At 69.4% G+C, this 18,249-nt stretch carries 17 protein-coding genes; 12 read left to right on the forward strand and 5 right to left on the reverse strand.

The window, feature by feature from the left end; all coding sequences use genetic code 11:
• Window positions 1-183: 183 nt before the first annotated feature.
• Window positions 184-639 (forward strand): hypothetical protein, encoded by a 456-nt coding sequence (locus tag AB0H88_RS23055; RefSeq protein WP_357647562.1) that lies wholly within the window; start codon window positions 184-186, stop codon window positions 637-639.
• A gap of 20 nt (window positions 640-659) precedes the next feature.
• On the opposite strand, the gene AB0H88_RS23060 is transcribed toward AB0H88_RS23055, so the two are convergent.
• Window positions 660-3,974, reverse strand: a complete 3,315-nt coding sequence (locus tag AB0H88_RS23060; RefSeq protein WP_357647564.1) for a DUF4153 domain-containing protein — start codon at window positions 3,972-3,974, stop codon at window positions 660-662.
• Window positions 3,971-4,654 (reverse strand): response regulator transcription factor, encoded by a 684-nt coding sequence (locus tag AB0H88_RS23065; protein ID WP_225295662.1) that lies wholly within the window; start codon window positions 4,652-4,654, stop codon window positions 3,971-3,973. The genes AB0H88_RS23060 and AB0H88_RS23065 overlap by 4 nt, the downstream gene beginning before the upstream one ends.
• Window positions 4,655-4,726: 72 nt before the next feature.
• Between AB0H88_RS23065 and AB0H88_RS23070 the strand changes: the two genes are divergently transcribed.
• The 3 genes from AB0H88_RS23070 to AB0H88_RS23080 all read left to right on the forward strand — a co-directional run bounded on the left by AB0H88_RS23070 (window position 4,727) and on the right by AB0H88_RS23080 (window position 7,038).
• On the forward strand, window positions 4,727-5,581 hold the full coding sequence (locus AB0H88_RS23070; protein ID WP_357647566.1) for an arylamine N-acetyltransferase: 855 nt from the start codon (window positions 4,727-4,729) through the stop codon (window positions 5,579-5,581).
• A 44-nt stretch (window positions 5,582-5,625) separates the two neighbouring features.
• Window positions 5,626-6,729, forward strand: coding sequence for a protein kinase (locus AB0H88_RS23075; RefSeq protein WP_357647568.1), 1,104 nt, complete (start codon window positions 5,626-5,628; stop codon window positions 6,727-6,729).
• Window positions 6,730-6,846: 117 nt separating this feature from the next.
• Window positions 6,847-7,038 carry a hypothetical protein gene (locus tag AB0H88_RS23080; protein ID WP_357647570.1) on the forward strand — a complete coding sequence of 64 codons (192 nt, stop codon included), beginning with the start codon at window positions 6,847-6,849 and terminating at the stop codon, window positions 7,036-7,038.
• 25 nt (window positions 7,039-7,063) lie between these two features.
• On the opposite strand, the gene AB0H88_RS23085 is transcribed toward AB0H88_RS23080, so the two are convergent.
• Together AB0H88_RS23085 and AB0H88_RS23090 are read right to left on the reverse strand one after the other, a co-directional pair.
• On the reverse strand, window positions 7,064-7,375 hold the full coding sequence (locus AB0H88_RS23085) for a DUF3817 domain-containing protein (RefSeq protein WP_357647572.1): 312 nt from the start codon (window positions 7,373-7,375) through the stop codon (window positions 7,064-7,066).
• A gap of 2 nt (window positions 7,376-7,377) precedes the next feature.
• On the reverse strand, window positions 7,378-8,163 hold the full coding sequence (locus AB0H88_RS23090) for an SURF1 family protein (RefSeq protein WP_357647574.1): 786 nt from the start codon (window positions 8,161-8,163) through the stop codon (window positions 7,378-7,380).
• Window positions 8,164-8,268: 105 nt separating this feature from the next.
• On the opposite strand from AB0H88_RS23090, the gene AB0H88_RS23095 reads away from it, so the two are divergent.
• Window positions 8,269-8,436, forward strand: a complete 168-nt coding sequence (locus tag AB0H88_RS23095) for a hypothetical protein (RefSeq protein WP_225295673.1) — start codon at window positions 8,269-8,271, stop codon at window positions 8,434-8,436.
• Window positions 8,437-8,598: 162 nt separating this feature from the next.
• Entirely contained in the window at window positions 8,599-10,053 is a 1,455-nt protein-coding gene (locus AB0H88_RS23100; protein WP_357647576.1) for an NAD(P)/FAD-dependent oxidoreductase, read from the forward strand.
• A gap of 14 nt (window positions 10,054-10,067) precedes the next feature.
• Here the strand turns inward: AB0H88_RS23100 and ggt are convergent, their stop codons facing one another.
• Window positions 10,068-11,801 (reverse strand): gamma-glutamyltransferase, encoded by a 1,734-nt coding sequence (ggt, locus tag AB0H88_RS23105; protein ID WP_357647578.1) that lies wholly within the window; start codon window positions 11,799-11,801, stop codon window positions 10,068-10,070.
• Window positions 11,802-11,894: 93 nt separating this feature from the next.
• Here ggt and AB0H88_RS23110 point away from each other — a divergent pair, with 93 nt between their 5' ends.
• From AB0H88_RS23110 to AB0H88_RS23135, 6 genes are all read left to right on the forward strand, one after another.
• Entirely contained in the window at window positions 11,895-13,007 is a 1,113-nt protein-coding gene (locus AB0H88_RS23110; protein WP_357647580.1) for a sensor histidine kinase, read from the forward strand.
• The gene (locus tag AB0H88_RS23115; RefSeq protein ID WP_357647582.1) at window positions 13,004-13,654 is read left to right on the forward strand and encodes a response regulator transcription factor; all 651 of its coding nucleotides are present in this window, start codon (window positions 13,004-13,006) and stop codon (window positions 13,652-13,654) included. Before AB0H88_RS23110 ends, AB0H88_RS23115 begins: the two co-directional genes overlap by 4 nt.
• A 390-nt stretch (window positions 13,655-14,044) precedes the next feature.
• Entirely contained in the window at window positions 14,045-15,070 is a 1,026-nt protein-coding gene (locus AB0H88_RS23120; protein WP_357647584.1) for a LacI family DNA-binding transcriptional regulator, read from the forward strand.
• Window positions 15,067-16,431 carry an extracellular solute-binding protein gene (locus AB0H88_RS23125; protein WP_357647586.1) on the forward strand — a complete coding sequence of 455 codons (1,365 nt, stop codon included), beginning with the start codon at window positions 15,067-15,069 and terminating at the stop codon, window positions 16,429-16,431. The genes AB0H88_RS23120 and AB0H88_RS23125 overlap by 4 nt, the downstream gene beginning before the upstream one ends.
• A complete protein-coding gene (locus AB0H88_RS23130; RefSeq protein ID WP_357647589.1) occupies window positions 16,428-17,330 on the forward strand; it encodes a sugar ABC transporter permease in 903 nt (300 codons plus the stop codon). Before AB0H88_RS23125 ends, AB0H88_RS23130 begins: the two co-directional genes overlap by 4 nt.
• A complete protein-coding gene (locus AB0H88_RS23135) occupies window positions 17,327-18,238 on the forward strand; it encodes a carbohydrate ABC transporter permease (RefSeq protein WP_357647591.1) in 912 nt (303 codons plus the stop codon). Before AB0H88_RS23130 ends, AB0H88_RS23135 begins: the two co-directional genes overlap by 4 nt.
• Window positions 18,239-18,249: the final 11 nt, after the last annotated feature.

The following is an 18,249-nucleotide window of genomic DNA, read 5'->3' on the forward strand; positions in this document are numbered from 1 at the left end:
ACCCCGTCCGGCCGTCGTCGGCTCGAGCGGGCGACAAATAGAACATGATCACTTTTGGTCAAGCTTGAGATGGTTGATGCCCTACATGGCTATTTGTCCACTATATGAGCGGGAATTACCTCAAGACGCTCATTGCTCGAGGCGGGACACCTGGCCGTGCTCTTCGCCGGAGACGGAGAGGTCATGATCGAAAGAGGCGCGCTCGTCGTCCTCGGATCGGCTCTTGTCGCCGCCCTCGCCCTGCCTCAGGGCTTCACCGCGGTGGCCCCGGTCACCCGTACGGGGGCCATGGCCCTGTCGGCACGGCTGAACCCGTGCGACGACAAGGGCCAGGGCTGCCCGAAGGGCTACTCCGACGGCTACGCCAATGGCGTACGGTGCCAGCCCTCCCGTCCGGGTAAACACCCGGCTTCCGGCCAGCCGGACTACAGACTCGGCTACAAGGTCGGCTGGGCGGTGGGCCGGAAGCACGCCGGCTGTGGCGGGGGCGATTCGTCCGGGCGCGCCCAGCTCAGACAGCAGGGCAAGAGACGAGGCGCCGCGGACGCGGCCACGTTCCACCGGTGCGTGAAGCGGCACTTCCAAGGGCGGTCGAAGCTGTTCAAGCACGGTTACAAGGCCGCCAACCCGCACTGCTAGGACCACCACTGTGGCGGCCGTCAGTCGATCCGGGACACCGATCGGTCGCAGCCCGTGGTCGTGGTGGTGACCGGGCGCTTGGCGAGCAGTTCGCGGGCCTGCGACCTGGCCAGGTTCCAGCCGTTCCACGCGTCCGGCTGGTTCAGGCCGTTGGCCTTGATCACGTCGGTCAGCACGCAGCTGCGTTGCGGCTCCGGGAGCCGGTCCAGGGCCGGTACGGCTTCCGCGCCGAGGTCGCCCAGGTAGTCCGCGTCCAGCTTGGCCGGCCCGCGTACCACCACCTGTGTCTGGGCCACCTGGAAGTCCGGGTTGACGATCGCGAACGCGCCCAGTCCGAGCCCGGTGACCAGCACGATCGTGCGGGGCAGCCAGCCGGAGCCGCGACCGGCCAGCCGGGCCGCGCCCGCCAGTATGACCAGGGCGAACAGCGCGCCCAGCCACCAGACCGTGGCCTGCACCGACAGGCGCAGCCGGGACAGGCCGTACGCCTCGGTGTAGAGGTCCATGCGGTGCAGCGCGGAGACCAGCACGACCATCGTGAGGGCGCAGAGCACGCCGAGCTGGCCGGCCAGCAGCCAGCGTTCGCGCCGCTCGGTCCGGAGCAGGCCGGCCACGACGGCGACGATGCACATCACGAACACGCTGACGACGACGAGCTGGAAGAAGCCCTGCCTGGCGTACTCGGCGTAGGTGAGGCCAGCGGTCTTCAGCACCCAGGAGTCGCCGCCGAACAGCACGGTGATCTGAACCGCCACGAACGCCGCGAACAGCAGGTTGACCGCGGTCAGCGGCACCACCCAGACGCTCCTGGACACGGCGAACTTGACCTCGGGCCCGATCGGATCCACCACGGGCCGCAGCGCGACCAGCACCACGGCGGCCAGCAGCACGGCCCCGACCACGAACAGGAAGATCCGCAGCGGCACCGACTCGGCCCAATCCGGGGTCGTGGTCAGGCGCTCCAGGTAGGTGGCGAACACCGCGTCGGCGGAGGCGAACAACAGGCCGAACACCACCAGCAACACCGCCGTGATGCCCAGCGCCGCGACCATGGGCAGGACGCGCCGCTTGGCGGTCAGCCGCTTCAGCGGCTTGGCCAGGAACCACGGCACCGGCCCCAGCGCGAGCAACACCGACACGCCGCCCCTGATCACGCCCAGCCAGCCGAACCCCGCCCCGGAGACGGCCAGCGCCAGCAGCCCGCACCCGGCCATGAACAGGATCCCGACCAGCCAGTCGGCGTCCCGTACGGCGGCCATCGCGATCAGCCAGTAGGCGGTCAGGCCGAACAGCACCGTCCACGGCGTGATCCGCCGCAGCACCGCGGGCAGCGCCGCGGCGCCCAGCACCATCGTGGCCAGGACGAGGCCCAGGCCCACCTGCGCGTCCGGCACCGCCACGGCTGAGAACACGCCGGCCCCCGCCGCCGCCGGCAGCAGCCAGCGCGGCGTCTCGGGCAGGTCGGGGCGCGGGAAGAGCGGCGGCGGAACGTACGGCGGGGGCGGCGACTGCGGCCCGTGCACCTGCGGTCCGTGCGCCTGCGGACCGTGCGCCTGCGGACCGGAGACCTGCGAACCAGGCTGCCCATGCCGCTGGTACGCCTGGCTCTGCTGGGGTTGCCCCGGTATCCCCTGCCCCTGGTACGGCTGGCCCGGCGGCGGACCCTGAGCGGGCTGGTACGGCGGGACACTGGCAGCCCGTCGCCCGGTGCCCGCCCCCAGAGACACCCCGACAGCCCCGATGAGCGCGGTGACCAGCACGAGCGTGATGAGCGCGGCCGTATCGCTGCCCGCCGCCACACTGACGAACACGGCCGCGAACAGCCCGACCAGGAACCCGAGAAGCAGCCCGATGACTCCCCCCGCGACCATCCGTCCGAGCCGGCCAGCAGACACCGGCACCGGCACCGGAGACATGGCCACCTGCGCCGGTGCCGGCGAAGGGTCCGACGGACCCACCGGCGGAGCCAGAGCGATCGGCTGACCCGAGGCCACCTGACCCGAGGCCACCGGCTGAGCCAGAGCGACCAGTTGCGCCAAGGACTCCGACAGAGCCGAGGAGACCGGCTGGACCGACGGGACCGGCTGAGCAGACGAGGCCGGCGACTCCGGCTCCTGAGCCGACGAAGCCGCGAGCACCGCCTGGCCCGCCGTCTCAGTCTCCGGCACGGCCTCCACATCCCCAGCGCCGGAAGCCCCGGCAGCCCTCAACTCAGACAGACCCGGCTCGACACCACCGACCGCCGCCGCAAGAACCTCCGACCCGAGTAGCGCATCACCCGCCGCAACGGGCGCCATCCCTTCGTCGGCCCCCGAAGCGGGTTCTAATGGCGTATCCGCCATGATGGTCCTCCCTGGTAGATCGACGATCATGCGGCACCCCGCGCAGTCGTCGATGCGGATCGAACCGCCGTGCAGTTCGACGATCTCCTTCACGATCGCCAGCCCCAGCCCGGCACCCCCGCCGTCCGCCGTCCGCCCCGCGTCCAGCCGGGAGAAGCGCTCGAACACCCGCCCGTGAGCCGAGGCGGGGATTCCCGGCCCCTGGTCGGCGATGGTGATGCGGACCCCGTCCCCGTCGGGCGCGCCCGTCACGGTGACCGAGCCGCCGGGTGGGCTGTGGCGTACCGCGTTGTCGAGCAGGTTCGCCAGGACCTGGGCGAGCAGGTCGGGGTCGGCGCGTACGACGAGGTCGGCGGGGGCCGCGGGAGCGAGCCGGACGTCCTCCCGCGCCAGCGCGGCCTCGCGCACGGCCTGCTCCAGCAGCGGCGCGAGCTCGACCGCTTCCGGCTCCATGAGGCGCACGCCCGAGTCGAGCCGTGACAGGTCGAGCAGCTGCGCCACGAGCCGGCCGAGCCGTTCGGTCTGGGCGAGCGCGGTCTTCATCGTGACCGGGTCGGCCGCGGAGACGCCGTCCACGACGTTCTCCAGGACGGCGCGCAGACCGGTGATGGGGGTGCGCAGCTCGTGGCTGACGTTCGCGACGAGCTCGCGCCGTTGCCGGTCGACCTCGCCGAGGTCGGCCGCCATCGCGTTGAACGCCCTGGCCAGCTCCCCGACCTCGTCGCGCGAGGTGGCGCGGACGCGCAGCGTGTAGCGGCCCTTGGCGATGGTCTGGGCGGCCCTGGCCATCTGGCGCAGCGGCTTGGTCATGCCCATGGCGAGCACCTGCACCATGATCAGGGCGAGGATCAGCGCGACCGCGATCCGGATGGGCCGGGAGAGGCCGGAGTTGATGCCGACCTCGTTCACCACGAAGGCGGTGCCCACGGCCAGCACGATCACCAGGCCGAGCTTGACCTTGATGCGGCCGAGGAAGTCGAGCGGCTGCCTCATCGGCGGACCAGCGCGTAGCCGACTCCGTGCACCGTGCGGACGACGCCGGAGCCGAGCTTGCGGCGTAACGCGCGTACGTGGCTGTCCACGGTCCTGGTCGCGGCGGCCTCGGAGAAGCCCCACACGTCCGACAGCAGCCGGTCGCGCTCGAAGACCTGGCCGGGCCGCTCGGCCAGGCGGCGCAGCAGGTCGAACTCCGTCCTGGTGAGCTGCGCCTCGGCGCCGCGCACGAACACCCGGCGGGCCGCGGTGTCGATCTCCACCTCGCCCACCCTGATCACCGTGTCCTCGGAGGCGAGCTGGACGGCCCGCTCGACCCGGCGCAGCAGCGCGTGGATCCGAGCCACCAGCTCGCGCATGCTGAACGGCTTGGCCAGGTAGTCGTCCGCGCCCACCCCGAGCCCGACCAGTACGTCGGTCTCCTCCCCGAGCGCGGTCAGCATGAGCACCGGCACCGGCCGGGCCGCCTGCATCCGGCGGCATACCTCCAGCCCGTCGAGTCCCGGCAGCAGCCGGTCCAGGATCACCAGATCGGGCTCGGCCCTGCCGTACTCGACCAGGGCCGTCTCCCCGTCTCCCGCCACCCTGACGTCGAACCCCTCGGCCGCCAGCCGGTTCCGTACGGCCAAGGCGATGGTCTCGTCGTCCTCGACCAGGAGGATGCGTCGCTGCTCTGCCACGGACGAAAGCCTAGAAGGGGGCTGTGCAGACGGCACTCCCCAATCTGTGCATATCCGGTGCAGACTTAGCCGGTGAACACCGACGGATACCTGCGTCGCCTCGGGCTTCCCGACCTGCTGACCGCCCCGGCCACGGCCGAGAACCTGCGCCGGCTGCACGTCGCGCACATCGAGCGGGTCCCCTACGAGGCGCTGCAGATCTGGCTCGGCCGTCCCACCACGGTCGATCCCGCCGAGTCGGCCGGGCGGATCATCGGCGGCCGCGGCGGCTACTGCTACCACCTGAACGGCGCGTTCTCCCTGCTGCTCATGGAGCTCGGTTACGACGTGAGCAGGCACGTGGGCGGCGTGCAGTCCCCCGGCGGCACACCCGGCATCACCGCCAACCACCTGGTGCTCACCGTGCGCGGGCTGCCGTCCGACGACAATCCGGGCGGCGAGTGGCTGGCCGACGTGGGGCTGGGCGACGCGCTGCACGAGCCGCTCCCGCTGGTCGCGGGGGTCTACCGGCAGGGGCCCTTCTCGTACGGCCTGCGGCGGTCCGAGGTCGCGCCGGGAGGCTGGCGGTTCGACCACGACCCGAGCGGCGCGTTCCTGGGCATGGACTTCGACCCCACCCCGACCGACATGTCAGCCTTTACTGCGATGCATCATCACCTGTCGACGTCGCCGGAGTCGGGTTTCGTCCGGGTCGCGACGATCGCCCGGCGGGACGCTTCCGGCGTGGACCTCCTCCGAGGGCTCGCCCTGTCGCGTGTGGGCAACGGCGCCCATTCCATCAGCCTCCACACGGCTCGCGACTACTACGCCGCGTTGTCCGACGTGTTCGGGCTGCACCTGGACGACGTCAGTCAGGAAGAGAAAGAAGCCCTGTTCGGGAAGGTTCACGCCGCGCATGAAAAGTGGCTGAGGGGAACCCACGCCTAGCCCATGGCTTTGCCATAGAACGTGGCGATATCGTGCACCTCGGGATGGGAGAGACCAAGAAGCTCGCCGGTCGCTACCGGCTGCTGAACCCTTTGGGCGCGGGTTCCGTACGACTGGCGTTCGACGAGGTAGAACATCGTGACGTCGCGGTCAGGGAGCTACACGTGCCCGCCGAGTTACGCGGATCCGCGCTGCAGGACGCGCGGCGGGCCGCCGGGCTCCGGCATGCCTCCGTCGTACCGGTTCTCGACGTGGTGGTGGAGGACGACGAGCCGTGGCTGGTCATGGAGTTCGTCTCCGGCACCTCGCTGGAGCAGACCGTGGACTCGCGGCACCCTTTGCCCGTGCAACAGGCCGCGCGGGTGGGCGTGTGCCTGCTGTCGGCGTTGCGGACCGCTCATGACACGGGGATCGTGCACGGGCGGGTCAATCCGGGCAACGTGCTGCTCACCTCGACGGGCCGGGCGGTGCTCACCGGGTTCGGGCTGCCGGGACTGGGCATGCGGCCGTCCGCCGACATGTGGTCGATGGCCGCGACGCTGCACTTCGCCGTCGAGGGCCGGCCGCCGGGGCGGGCCCCCGCGGAGAGCACCGACGCCTTCCGGTGGCTGGTCAGGGCCATGCTGGAGCCAGCGGGACCGCCGCCGGTCGAGGTGGTGGCCGGGATGCTCGACCGGCTCGCCGTGGAGCAGACGCTCGGGCACATCCTCGCCACGGCCGGGCCGCTGCCGCCCGCCCGGGTGGCCGAGATCGGGCTGGCCGTACTCGACCAGCTGGCCGACCTGCACGCCCGGGGATCGCATCACGGCGGCGTACAGCCGGGCAACGTCCTGATCGACACGGCCGGCCGGGCCACGCTGGCCACCACGCCCCTTCCCGCGCAGGTCTCGCACGCACCCGTGATGCCGGCGACGATCCCGGCCTACACGGCGCCAGAACGCGTGCCAGGACCGGCGGCGGACCTGTGGTCACTGGGCGCCACCCTGTTCGCGGCCGTCGAGGGGCATCCGCCCGCGCCCGGCGCCCCGCTGGCCAGGGCGGGCGCGCTGGCGCCGGTTCTGTTCCGCCTGCTGTCAGGGTTCCCGGCGCACCGGCCGGGGCCGGACGCGCTCCGCAAGGACCTCAAGGCCGTCGCGGACCTGTTTTGAGAGACGAATTTTTTAAGATATATCGCGAATGGAACCCCAGAGGGGGCCCACGCGTTGGACTCAAGACACACAATGGGAGAGGCGGGGCACGCGCTCCGCGTACGGAGGAAGTTGAGGATGTCACCAGTCCAGAAGTACGCCATCGGCGCAGGCGCCGCCGTTCTGCTCTCGCTGATCTTCTTGCCCGGCTGGCTCACCCTGCTGGTCGTCCTCGGCGTGGTCGCCGCCCCGGTGGTCGGTTACCTGATGCTCGATCCGTCGCAGCGCGAGCGGCTCAAGCGAGCCCGCAGACGCGGCATCGGCGGCTGAGGCGGGAAAGGCGCGCGGCGGGGCCTCAGGCCGCCGCCGCGGCCAGGTCCGTGTGCACCCGGCTCGTCACCCGGCGTTCGATGTAGAACGACAGGAACGGCACCGTGCCGCCGAGCATGATGCCCAGCATGTACGGCCAGCTCCAGCGCGCCTTCATCCCCAGGTTCATCACCGTGATCAGATAGATCATGTAGAGGAAGCCGTGGATGGGCGCCACGATCTTCGATATGCCCACGATGCCGAAGCCGTAGCGGAGCACCATGGCCACGCAGAGCACGAGCAGCATCACGCCGACGATGTAGGCGAGCACCCGGAAGGGCTTCAGAGCCGATTCCACCGTTAACCTTCCAGAACCATCTCAGGGGACTTGCCACTGTCCCGATCACGATCCGCTCGTACGGCATCGCGTACGAAGTGGAACCACATGAACACGGCGAACCCGGCGAAGATCCACCAGTTGGCGGCATAAGCGAGATTACGCCAAGTCAACTCCCCGCCGACGACCGGCGGCCGGACCTTCACCGCGGTCAGCGGCCCCGAGGCGGGCTGGGCGACGACATAGCCGTTGCGCAGCTTCTGCCCGCTCCACAGGTTGATCAGCTCACCGGTGGACACCGTCTGCACCTGCCCCGCGGGCAACCCCTCGGCGCGGCGCTGCACGCTGTCGGTGCCCTGCGACGGGCGCAGCCGGCCGGTCACCGCGACCTTGCCGCCGGGCACGGCCGCCGCCGGGTCGCCGGCCTTGGCCACCCAGCCGCGGACGATCGGCACCAGCGTGCCGTCGTCGAGCCGGAGCGGCGTGAGAACCCAGTAGCCCTCGTCGCGCGAGACGTTGCCGCCGGGCGCGTCGACGTCGGCCGGCCGGTCGGCCACGAGCAACTGGCGCGGCGCGTCGTAGACGCCCTCCGCCGAGACCTTGCGGCCCACGGCGGGGCCCGTCAGCTGCGCGCCCACCTGGGACAGCGTGGCGACGCCGACGGCGGCGGGATCGGTGACCGCGTGCGGCTTGCCGGAATCCTGGAACACGCCGAGCTGCCAGCGTCCGAGCAGGATGAACGCGATGAGGACCCCGATCGTCAGCAGGTGCAACCCCACCACGCGTGGGGAGAACAGGGTCCGGAGCATGCTTCAAAGCTATCCGGCCACCAGGCCGGTCCCCTAATCAGCCCATGTCCACAGATCATGCTAAAAGCCGCAGACGCACCAGACGATCACGCTAAGCTGCTGGGCATGTCTGACCAGCATATCGACCCTGCCGGCAACACTCAGCAGTTCCGCGCGTTCGCGCAGCGGTCCGAGCAGGAGGCGCCGAGCAAGAAGTCTCCGCTTCTGCCGATCGTCGCGGTGATCGCCGTCGTCGTGATCATCGGCGTCGCCGCCTTCCTGCTCCTGCGCTAACCCCGCGCACTTCAGAGCGCCGACGGCAACCCGCTCTCGGCGCTTTTCGTGTGCCCTGGGAGCGGCTAACATACCGACTAGTCGGTGTGATATGGGTCACCCTGGACGGATCTGGAAGCCTCTCATTACATTGGACAAGTCGTCTAATAATGCGGAGGAGTCGTGGACGAGCCAGGAATAGTGATCATCGGTTCGGGTTTCGCCGGGATCGGCATGGCGATCAAGCTCAAGGCCGCCGGATACCACGACTTCGTCATCCTGGAGAAGGCCGCCGACCTGGGCGGCACCTGGCGCGACAACACCTATCCCGGCTGTGCTTGCGACGTGCCGTCGCCCATGTACTCCTACTCGTTCGACCTCAATCCCGGCTGGTCGCGGATGTTCTCCCCGCAGGAGGAGATCTGGGACTACCTGCGGGCGTGCGGCGAGAAGCACGGCATCACCCCGCATGTCCGGTACGGCAAGCGAGTCGTCGCGTTGGAGTACGACGACCTCGACCGCCGGTGGGCGGTGACCACGGACGACGGCCAGACCCTGCGGACGAATGCCGTGGTGTCCGGCATCGGCGCCCTACACATCCCGTCATTCCCCGAAATTTCGGGACGTGAGGCTTTTGCGGGGGCGGCCTTCCACTCCGCCGAGTGGGACCACTCGGTCGATCTGACCGGCAAGCGCGTCGCGGTCATCGGCACCGGGGCCTCGGCCATCCAGTTCGTGCCGCGGATCGCAGAACACGCGGCGCGGCTGACGGTGTTCCAGCGCACACCACCCTGGATCCACCCCAAGCCGGACTTCGGCTTCTCGCCCCGGACACAGCGGCTCATGCGGTTGCCGGGCGCCGCCAGGGCGGTCCGCAACGCCATCTACTGGCTACTGGAGACCAGGGCGCTGGGCTTCACCCTCGACCCGAAGCTGATGAAGGCGTCCGAGAAGCTGGCGCTCAAGCACCTGGAGAGCCAGATCCCCGACCCGGACCTGCGCGAGCGGCTGACGCCCGACTACACGATCGGCTGCAAGCGCATCCTGCTGTCCAGCGACTACTATCCGGCGCTGACCCGGCCGAACGTCTCGCTGGTCACCGACGCGATCACCGAGATCAGGGAGCACTCGATCGTCGACGCCGCCGGGGTCGGGCACGAGGTGGACGTGATCGTTTACGGCACCGGGTTCAAGGTGACCGAGGCGCTCCAGCGGCAGCGGATCGTGGGCCGCGACGGGCTGAAGATCCAGGACGCCTGGCAGGACGGCATCGAGACCTACTACGGCATCTCCACCGCCGGGTTCCCGAACCTGTTCCTCCTCCTCGGCCCGAACACCGGCCTCGGCCACAACTCGGTCGTCTTCATGATCGAGTCGCAGGTCCGCTACGTGATGGACTGCCTGCGGCTGCTCTCCAAGACCCAGGCCAGGGCCATCGACGTCAAGCCGGGACGGCAGCGGGCGTTCAACCGGCGACTCCAAGAACGGCTCGACCCGCTGGTGTGGAACGCGGGCGGCTGCCGGTCCTGGTACCTGGACGAGCACGGGGTGAACCGGACGCTCTGGCCGGGCTTCACCTTCGAGTACTGGGCGCGTACCCGGAAGATGAAGCCCGGCGCGTACGAACTGATCTACTAACCGGGCCTGATCCCCTAACCGGGCCTCACCACGAGGGCGCTGCCGCCGCCCCGCCGGACCGGCTCGGCGACCGCCTGCACCTTGCCCCGCCCCAGGAACTCCAGCGCGGTGGCCGCGCCGATCTCCGTGGTCAGCGCGAGCTTGTGCCCGCGTGCCTCCAGCTCGGCCCGGTACTTGTCGAGGAAGGCCTGCTCGGCCAGCGTCTGCTCGGTGTTGCGCTGCGTGGCCCGCGGCGCGGCGACCGCCTCGGGCAAGCTCATGCCCAGCTCGTACCGGTTGACCAGGACCTGCAGCACGGTCGTGATGATCGTCGAGCCGCCCGGCGAACCGGCCGCCAGCACCGGCCGGCCGTGGGCGAACACCAGCGTCGGCGCCATCGACGAGCGCGGGCGCTTGCCGGGGGCCGGCAGGTTCGGGTCACCGGGGGCGGGACCGAAGGTGAAGTCCGTGAGCTCGTTGTTGAGCAGCACCCCGCGCCCCGGGACCACGATGCCGTTGCCGCCGGTGGACTCGATCGTCAGGTTGTAGGCGACCACGTTGCCCCACCGGTCGGTGATGGTCATGTGGGTCGTCTCGGGGCCTTCGTCGGTGGTCGCCGTGGCCGTGCCCGCCGGGGTGGCGCACGCCTCATAGCTGCCGTCGGGGTTGCCGGGGGGAGCGGGGTTGGCCATCGCCTTGTCGCCGATCAGGCAGGCGCGTTCCTTGGCGAAGCCGTCGGACAGCAGCTCCTTGAGCGGCACGTTCGGGATGTCGCCGACGTACTTGTTGCGGTCGGCGAAGGCCAGGCGGGAGGCCTCCAGGTATTCGTGCAGGCCCACGCTCGGCAGGGACTCCAGGATGTTGAGCGCCTCGCCCACGGTCGAGCCGCCGGAGGAGGGGGGCGCCATGCCGTACACCTGCATGCCGTTGTAGTCCACGCGCGTGGGGTCGCGCTGGAGCACCCGGTAGGCGCGCAGGTCGGACAGCTCCATCAGGCCCGGCCGTACGTTGCGGGTGGCGCCTGGGGTGACGGGCGGCTGCTTGACCGTGGCGACGATCTCCCTGCCGAGCTGCCCGTCGTACAGCCAGCCGATTCCGCGTCTGCCCAGCTCCCGGTAGGTGGCGGCGAGTTCGGGGTTCTTGAAGACGGAGCCGACGGGCGGCGGCGCGCCGTTCGGGAGGTAGAGCTTGGCGGTGGAGGTGATGTCCTTGAAGCGGGCGAGGTTCGCGGCGGTCTGGTCGTAGAAGGTCTGGTCGACGACGAAGCCCTTGGACGCCACCTCGATGGCGGGCTGGAGCGCCTGCTTCAGCGAGAGCGTGCCGTACTTCCGCAGGGCCACATCCCACTGCGCGAGCGTGCCGGGGATGCCGGCCGACAGGCCGCTGGTGACGCCCTCGTCGAACGGGATGCCCTCCAGCGTGGTGGCGGTCATGGCCCGCGGGGCGGTCTCGCGACCGTCCAGCGTGACCACCCTGCGGTTGCGGGCGTCGTAGTAGACCATGAAACCGCCCCCGGTCAGGCCCGAGGAGTAGGGCTCGGTCACGCCGAGCACCGCTCCGGCGGCGACGGCGGCGTCTATGGCGTTGCCGCCCTGCTTGAGTACGGCGATGGCGGCCTTGCTGGCGTCGAAGTCCACTGTGGCGACCGCACCGCCGTACCCCTCGGCGACGGGGGCCTTCTGCTGCGGTGAGGGAGTGGTGGCCAGCGCTGGGGTGGAGACCAGCGAGATGAGGATTGCTGCTGCTGCGGGAACGATCACTCGGCGCATGTGTCCACGATGGCCCAGGTACGCCCATCGTGGTAGGGCCCCCTGCGGCGCGAGGATGATGCGCAGGTCAAGCGGGTGGCCTAGCGTTGGGGGGTGCGAAAGAAGCCGGGAAACGACGTCTACGTCGCTTTGGTCGTCGCGGTGGTCCAGGTGGTGCTGTCGCAGGGGGCGGCCTGGGGGCAGAGGGATTTCCGGGTGCCGCTGGACTCGTTGGCGTACGTGTTGCTGCTGGTGGGGCCGGTGGCGATAGCGACCCGCCGGAAATTTCCCGTTCTTTCAGCTGCTGCAACGCTTTTGGCGACATATGCGTATGTGGTGGTTGGTTATCCGTATGGGCCGGTTTTTCTGGCGCCGATATACATGCTCGGGTCGCTCGTCCTCAGCGGGCGGCGGCTGGCCGCGTGGATCCTCTCGGGGGTCACACTCGCCGTTTTCCTGATTTATGCCTCTTTGGGGACCAACCACGCCCTCTGGGTCTTCCACACGCTGGCGATCACCGCGTTCATCCTGCTGTTCATGGTGATCGCCGAGCTGGTCAGGATCCGCAACGAGCGGCGCGCCGAGCACCAGCGGGTCGTCGAGGAGGAGTCGAGGCGGCAGGCCAGCGAGGAGCGGCTGACGATGGCCCAGGAGCTGCACGACGTACTGGCGCACAACATCTCGTTGATCCACGTCCAGGCGTCCACCGCCCTGCATCTCATGGACGATCAGCCCGAGCAGGCCCGTACCGCCCTGACCACCATCAAGTCCGCCTCCAAGGAGGTTCTCGGCGAGATGCGCTCAGTCCTCAACGTCCTGCGCGAAGGCGCCCCCCGCTCCCCCACGGCCGGGCTCGACCGCCTCGACGAACTCGTGGCGCGCTCCGGGCTGGACGTGTCGCTCAAACGCGTCGGCTCCCGGCCGCTGCCGCCGCAGCTCGAACGGGCCGCGTACCGGATCATCCAGGAAGCCCTCACGAACGCCGCCCGCCACGCGCCCGGTGCGCGGGTGACGGTCCGGTTGGAGTACGGCGCAGGCGCGCTGCGCATCCTGGTCACGGACACCGGCGCGACGAAGCCGGCCGTACTGACCGAGGAAGGCAGCGGCAACGGCATCCCCGGCATGCGCGAACGCGCCTCAGCCCTCGGCGGCACCCTGACCGCCGGCCCGGTAGGCAACGGCTTCCAGGTCGAGGCCGCCCTGCCCCTCCCCGAGGAGACCTCATGATCAAGCTCGTACTGGCCGACGACCAGGCACTCGTCCGGGCGGGCTTCAAGGCCCTGCTGGACGCCCAGCCCGACATGACGGTGGTCGCGGAGGCCGCCGACGGCGCCGAGGCGGTGCGCCTGTCACGCGAGCACGAGCCGGACGTGGTGCTCATGGACATCCGCATGCCCGGCACCGACGGCCTGGCCGCGACCCGCCAGATGCCCCCGGGCCCGCGCGTCATCATCCTGACCACCTTCGAGCTGGACGAGTACGTCTTCGAGGCCCTGCGCGGCGGCGCCAGCGGCTTCCTCGTCAAGGACACGGAGCCGGCGGAGCTCATCCAGGCGGTCCGCGTGGTCGCGGCCGGCGAAGCTCTCCTGTCCCCCAGCGTCACCCGCCGCCTGATCGCCGAGTACGCCACCCGCGCCAAGGAACCCTCGGCCACCAACCACCACCTGGACCAACTGACGGACCGCGAACGCGAAGTCCTGTCCCTGGTCGGCACCGGCAAGACCAACGACGAGATCGCCGCGGACCTCTTCATGTCCCCCGCCACGGCGAAGACCCACGTCAGCCGAGCCATGATGAAACTCCACGCCCGCGACCGCGCCCAACTCGTCGTCATCGCCTACGAATCCGGCCTGGTGAAACCCGGCTGGCTCTAAACAAGCCCCTGCGCAGCCGTATCGTGGATCGTCACGATACGGGCAGAACGCGGGGAGGGCTCCCAGCGCGGCACTGATGGCGGAGCAGCGATGATTGCGCTTCACCCCGCCAGCCCACCGCTTCGCCCCCTTTCCCTCTGACGAACTGGCCGACCAGCTCGCCGAGGTCTTTACCGACCTGCGGAACTGCATCGACGGCCGACGTCCGCTCAGGCGTGCCTGACATGAGGGAAACGGACGCGAAACATCCTCTTGACAATTGGCGCGTCCTGCCATCAAGGTGAGGAAATCCCTCGCCTGCCTACGCAGTCAGGCAAATGCCCACCCTTCTGACTACGTAGTCATACCCTGTCCACTCGCCTGACTACGCAGTCATAACGAGGAGTCCTCATGTCGGAGGCCAAGCGCCGCACCCCTCGGAGTACCGATGTCGCGCGGCACGCAGGCGTCTCACAGAAGACCGTTTCGCGCGTGATGAACGGCGAGCCGTACGTGAGCGCCGAGGTCCGGGAGCGAGTGCTCGCGGCGGCGCGTGAGCTTGGATACCGCCGCAACACCGCGGCCCGCGCGCTCAACCTGGGCCGCTTCCACCGCATCGGCGTGGTCTCGCTCGGCAGCTCGCTGTACGGGCCCGCGTCGCTGCTGGTGGCATTAGAGAGGCAGGCACGGGCGACCAGTTACGCGCTCAGCGTGGCCAACATGTTCGAGGGCGAGTCCGGCGGCGTCATGAGCGCGGTGGAGTCCCTGCTGGACGAGGGTGTGGACGGCATCATGCTGTCCGCGCCGATCGACGAAGGGCAAGAGCTGCGCATCGACCCGGACATCCCCGTGCTCAGCTTCGGCGGGTTCCCCGGTCTCGAGGGACTCCGGCTGGTGGTCACCGGAGCATCCGGCTTCGATGCGGGCCGGCTCGCCACCGAGCACCTGCTCGGCCTGGGGCACGCGACGGTCTGGCATGTCGCGGGGCCTGGTCAGTGGTCGGCGGCGCGCGACCGGGCCCGCGGCTGGCGGCAGGCGCTCGACGTCGCGGGGATCGCCGCGCCCACGCCGATCGAAGGGGACTGGTCGCCCGCCTCGGGTTACGAGGCCGGTCGGCGACTGGCCACTGACCCGGAGGTCACCGCGGTGTTCGTGGCCAACGACGAGATGGCGATCGGCCTGCTGCGGGGCATGGCCGAAGCGGGCCGCGCCGTCCCCGAGGAGGTGAGCGTCGTCGGGATGGACGATATCCCGGTCGCGGCGTACCTTTCGCCACCGCTGACCACCATGCGCCAGGACTTCGAGGCGATCGCCTCGCACGCGCTCGACCTGCTGATTGACCAGATCGAGAACGCCCCAGGCTCGGCGATGCGTGACGACCTGCCGGCGCAGCTCGTGCTACGCCGGTCGACCACCCCCCCAAGGAGTAAGAGATGACCTTGCCGCGGATGAGGCGGCTCGCCGTAGGAGCCGCCGCCACCACCCTGTTCCTCACCGGATGCGCCGGCGGCACGACCGGCAGCACCGACGGCGGCGGGGGCAAGCCCGCCGCCATCAGCCAGGCCGACATCGACAAGGCGATGAAGACGCCGACCGAGCTCACGTTCTGGACCTGGCTGCCCGACATCGACAAGGAAGTAGCGCTGTTCCACAAGAAATATCCCGCCATCAGCGTCAAGGTGGTCAACGCAGGTAACAGCCAGGCGGAGTACACGAAACTGCGGACCGCGCTCAAGGCCGGCAGCGGCGCCCCGGACGTGGTGCAGATCGAGTACCAGCACATTCCCGGCTTCACCATCACCGGCAGCTTGCTGAACCTGCGGCCGTACGGCGCGGAGGCGCTCAAGGACCGGTTCGTCGACTGGGCGTGGGGCCAGGTGAGCGGGAAGAACGGCGAAGTCTGGGCGATCCCCCAGGACACCGGGCCGATGGGAATGCTCTATCGCAAGGACATCTTCGACAAGCACGGCATCCAGCCGCCGAAGACCTGGGACGAGTTCGCCGCCGCGGCCCGCAAGCTGCACGCCGCCGACCCCAGCGTGTACCTGACCAACTTCCCCACCAACCACAACTCGATCTGGACGGGCCTGATGTGGCAGGCCGGCCTCAAGCCCTTCCAGCTGAAGAGCGCCGACCAGATCTCCGTCGATGTCGCCGGTGAGACGTCGAAGAAGCTCGCCTCCTACTGGAGCGGCCTGGTCAAGGAGGGCGTCTTGTCCACCGACGCCGACTTCAGCAACCAATGGTTCCAGGCCCTCAACAAGGGCAGGTACGCGACCTGGCTGACCGCCGCCTGGGGCCCGCTCTTCCTGTCCACCAGCGCCAAGGACACCAGGGGAAAATGGCGTGTCGCGCCGTTGCCGCAGTGGACGGCCGGTGAACAGAAATCCGGCAACTGGGGCGGCTCAACCAGCGCCGTCGTCAAGACGACCAAGAACCCGATCGCCGCGGCCATGTTCGCCCAATTCCTCAACACCGACCCTGAGTCGGCCAGAATGCTGACGACCCTGCAGTTCCTGTACCCGCCGACTAAGGCTCTGCTGAGCGACCCGGGCTTTGTCGAGCAGAAATCGGACTTCTACGGCGGGCAGCAGGTGAACGAGGTGTTCGCCAACATCAGCGCCACGGTCCCCGCCGACTTCACCTGGCTGCCGTTCATGGACCAGATCAACAATGACTGGAACGAGACGGTAGGCAAGTCGCTCGCCGACAAGACCGACACGGCCGCCGCGTTGGACAAGTGGCAGCAGACAATCACCGCCTACGGCGAGAAGCAAGGCTTCAAGGTCGCGCGATGAGCGTCACAGCAGTGCCGCTGTCCCGGGGGGCGGGCGCCCGCCGGGACCGGGTGGGTTACCTCTTCGTCGCGCCGTTCCTCATCGTGTTCGCCGCCATGCTCGTGGCGCCGCTGGCGTACGCCGGATATCTGAGCCTGTTCCGGGAGCAGTTGATCGGCGGTGTCACGTTCACCGGTCTTGACAACTACATCCAGGCGCTGAGTGACGAGCGGCTGATCAACGGCGTGCTGCGCGTGAGCCGGTTCTTCCTCATCCAGGTGCCGATCATGCTGGGGCTGGCGCTGTTGTTCGCCCTCGCCCTGGACAGCGGCGTGATGTGGCTGTCGCGGGTGGTCCGGCTGGGAATCTTCGTCCCGTACGCGGTGCCCGGCGTGATCGCCGCGCTGATGTGGAGCTACCTGTACGGCCCGCAGTTCGGACCGATCACCCAGCTCGCCGAGGCGCTGGGCCTGCCCGCGCCGAACCTGCTCAGCAGCGACCTGATGCTGAGCTCGCTGGCCAACATCGCGACCTGGGAGTTCACCGGATACAACATGATCATCCTGTATGCCGCGCTGCGTGCCGTCCCCCCTGAGCTGTACGAGGCCGCGGCCGTGGACGGCGCCGGCGCCTGGCGGATCGCCTGGAACGTGAAGCTCCCCGCCCTACGCCCCGCCCTGCTGATGGCACTGATCTTCTCGGTGATCGGCAGCTTCCAACTGTTCAGCGAGCCGGCGCTGCTGCAGCGCCTGGCCCCCAACGTCATCGACAGCGCCTACACCCCCAACCTGTACACCTACTCCCTGGCCTTCATCAGCCAGGACGTCAACTACGCGGCGGCCGTCTCCTTCCTGCTCGGGCTCGTCATCGTCGTGGTGTCGTACACCGTCCAGCTCGCCGTCTCCCGGAGGAGAAGATGACCGTCACCGCAACGGCGCCGCCCCCGGCCGCGACCGGCAAGGCCCAGCCCTCCACCGCCGGCCGACGTCGCAGCCCGGTGCTCACGTTGGGGATGCTCGCCTTCCTCGTCTACTTCCTGATGCCGCTGTTCTGGCTGGTGGTGGCGGCCACGAAGACCACCAGCGCGCTGTTCTCCAGCTTCGGGCTCTGGTTCGGCGGGGACTTCGCGCTGCTGGCCAACGTCCGGAACGTGTTCACCGCCGACGGCGGAGTGTACGTCCACTGGCTGCTCAATACCGCGATGTACGCGCTGGTGAGCGCGGGCGGCGCGGCGCTGCTGGCCGCCCTGGGCGGGTACGGGTTCGCCAAGTTCGCCTTCCGCGGCAACAGGCTGCTGTTCGGAACCGTCCTCGGCGCCATCATGGTGCCCAGCACCGCCCTGGTCATTCCCACGTACCTGATCTTCGCGAATGTCGGGCTGGTCAACACACCCTGGGCGATCATCCTGCCCTCGCTGGTGAACCCGTTCGGGCTCTACCTCATGCGCGTGTACGTCGAGGAGGCGGTGCCCCACAGCCTCCTGGAAGCGGCCCGCATCGACGGGGCCGGCGAATTCCGGATCTTCCGCCAGGTGGTGCTGCGCCTGCTCGCGCCGGGCTTCGTCACCGTACTGCTCTTCACGCTCGTCGCCACCTGGAACAACTACTTCCTGCCGCTGATCATGCTCAACAACCCCTCCCTCTACCCCGTCACCGTCGGCCTGGCCAACTGGGCCGCACGGGCGTCGGTGGGCGGCGGCGGCACCGGCGACGTCATCCCCCTCGTGGTCACCGGCTCACTGTTGTCGATCATCCCGCTGGTCGCGGCGTTCCTGATGCTCCAGCGCTACTGGCAGAACGGCCTCACCACCGGCGGGGTCAAGCAATGAACGAAACGAAG

This window comes from Nonomuraea sp. NPDC050680, assembly GCF_040654555.1.
Taxonomy (GTDB): Bacteria; Actinomycetota; Actinomycetes; order Streptosporangiales; family Streptosporangiaceae; genus Nonomuraea.

Coding starts and splice junctions, on each gene's coding strand:
- AB0H88_RS23055 (WP_357647562.1), top strand. CDS start 184: ATGATCGAAAGAGGCGCGCTCGTCGTCCTCGGATCGGCTCTTGTCGCC.
- AB0H88_RS23060 (WP_357647564.1), bottom strand. CDS start 3,974: ATGAGGCAGCCGCTCGACTTCCTCGGCCGCATCAAGGTCAAGCTCGGC.
- AB0H88_RS23075 (WP_357647568.1), top strand. CDS start 5,626: ATGGGAGAGACCAAGAAGCTCGCCGGTCGCTACCGGCTGCTGAACCCT.
- AB0H88_RS23080 (WP_357647570.1), top strand. CDS start 6,847: ATGTCACCAGTCCAGAAGTACGCCATCGGCGCAGGCGCCGCCGTTCTG.
- AB0H88_RS23090 (WP_357647574.1), bottom strand. CDS start 8,163: ATGCTCCGGACCCTGTTCTCCCCACGCGTGGTGGGGTTGCACCTGCTG.
- AB0H88_RS23095 (WP_225295673.1), top strand. CDS start 8,269: ATGTCTGACCAGCATATCGACCCTGCCGGCAACACTCAGCAGTTCCGC.
- ggt (WP_357647578.1), bottom strand. CDS start 11,801: ATGCGCCGAGTGATCGTTCCCGCAGCAGCAGCAATCCTCATCTCGCTG.
- AB0H88_RS23115 (WP_357647582.1), top strand. CDS start 13,004: ATGATCAAGCTCGTACTGGCCGACGACCAGGCACTCGTCCGGGCGGGC.
- AB0H88_RS23120 (WP_357647584.1), top strand. CDS start 14,045: ATGTCGGAGGCCAAGCGCCGCACCCCTCGGAGTACCGATGTCGCGCGG.
- AB0H88_RS23125 (WP_357647586.1), top strand. CDS start 15,067: ATGACCTTGCCGCGGATGAGGCGGCTCGCCGTAGGAGCCGCCGCCACC.
- AB0H88_RS23130 (WP_357647589.1), top strand. CDS start 16,428: ATGAGCGTCACAGCAGTGCCGCTGTCCCGGGGGGCGGGCGCCCGCCGG.
- AB0H88_RS23135 (WP_357647591.1), top strand. CDS start 17,327: ATGACCGTCACCGCAACGGCGCCGCCCCCGGCCGCGACCGGCAAGGCC.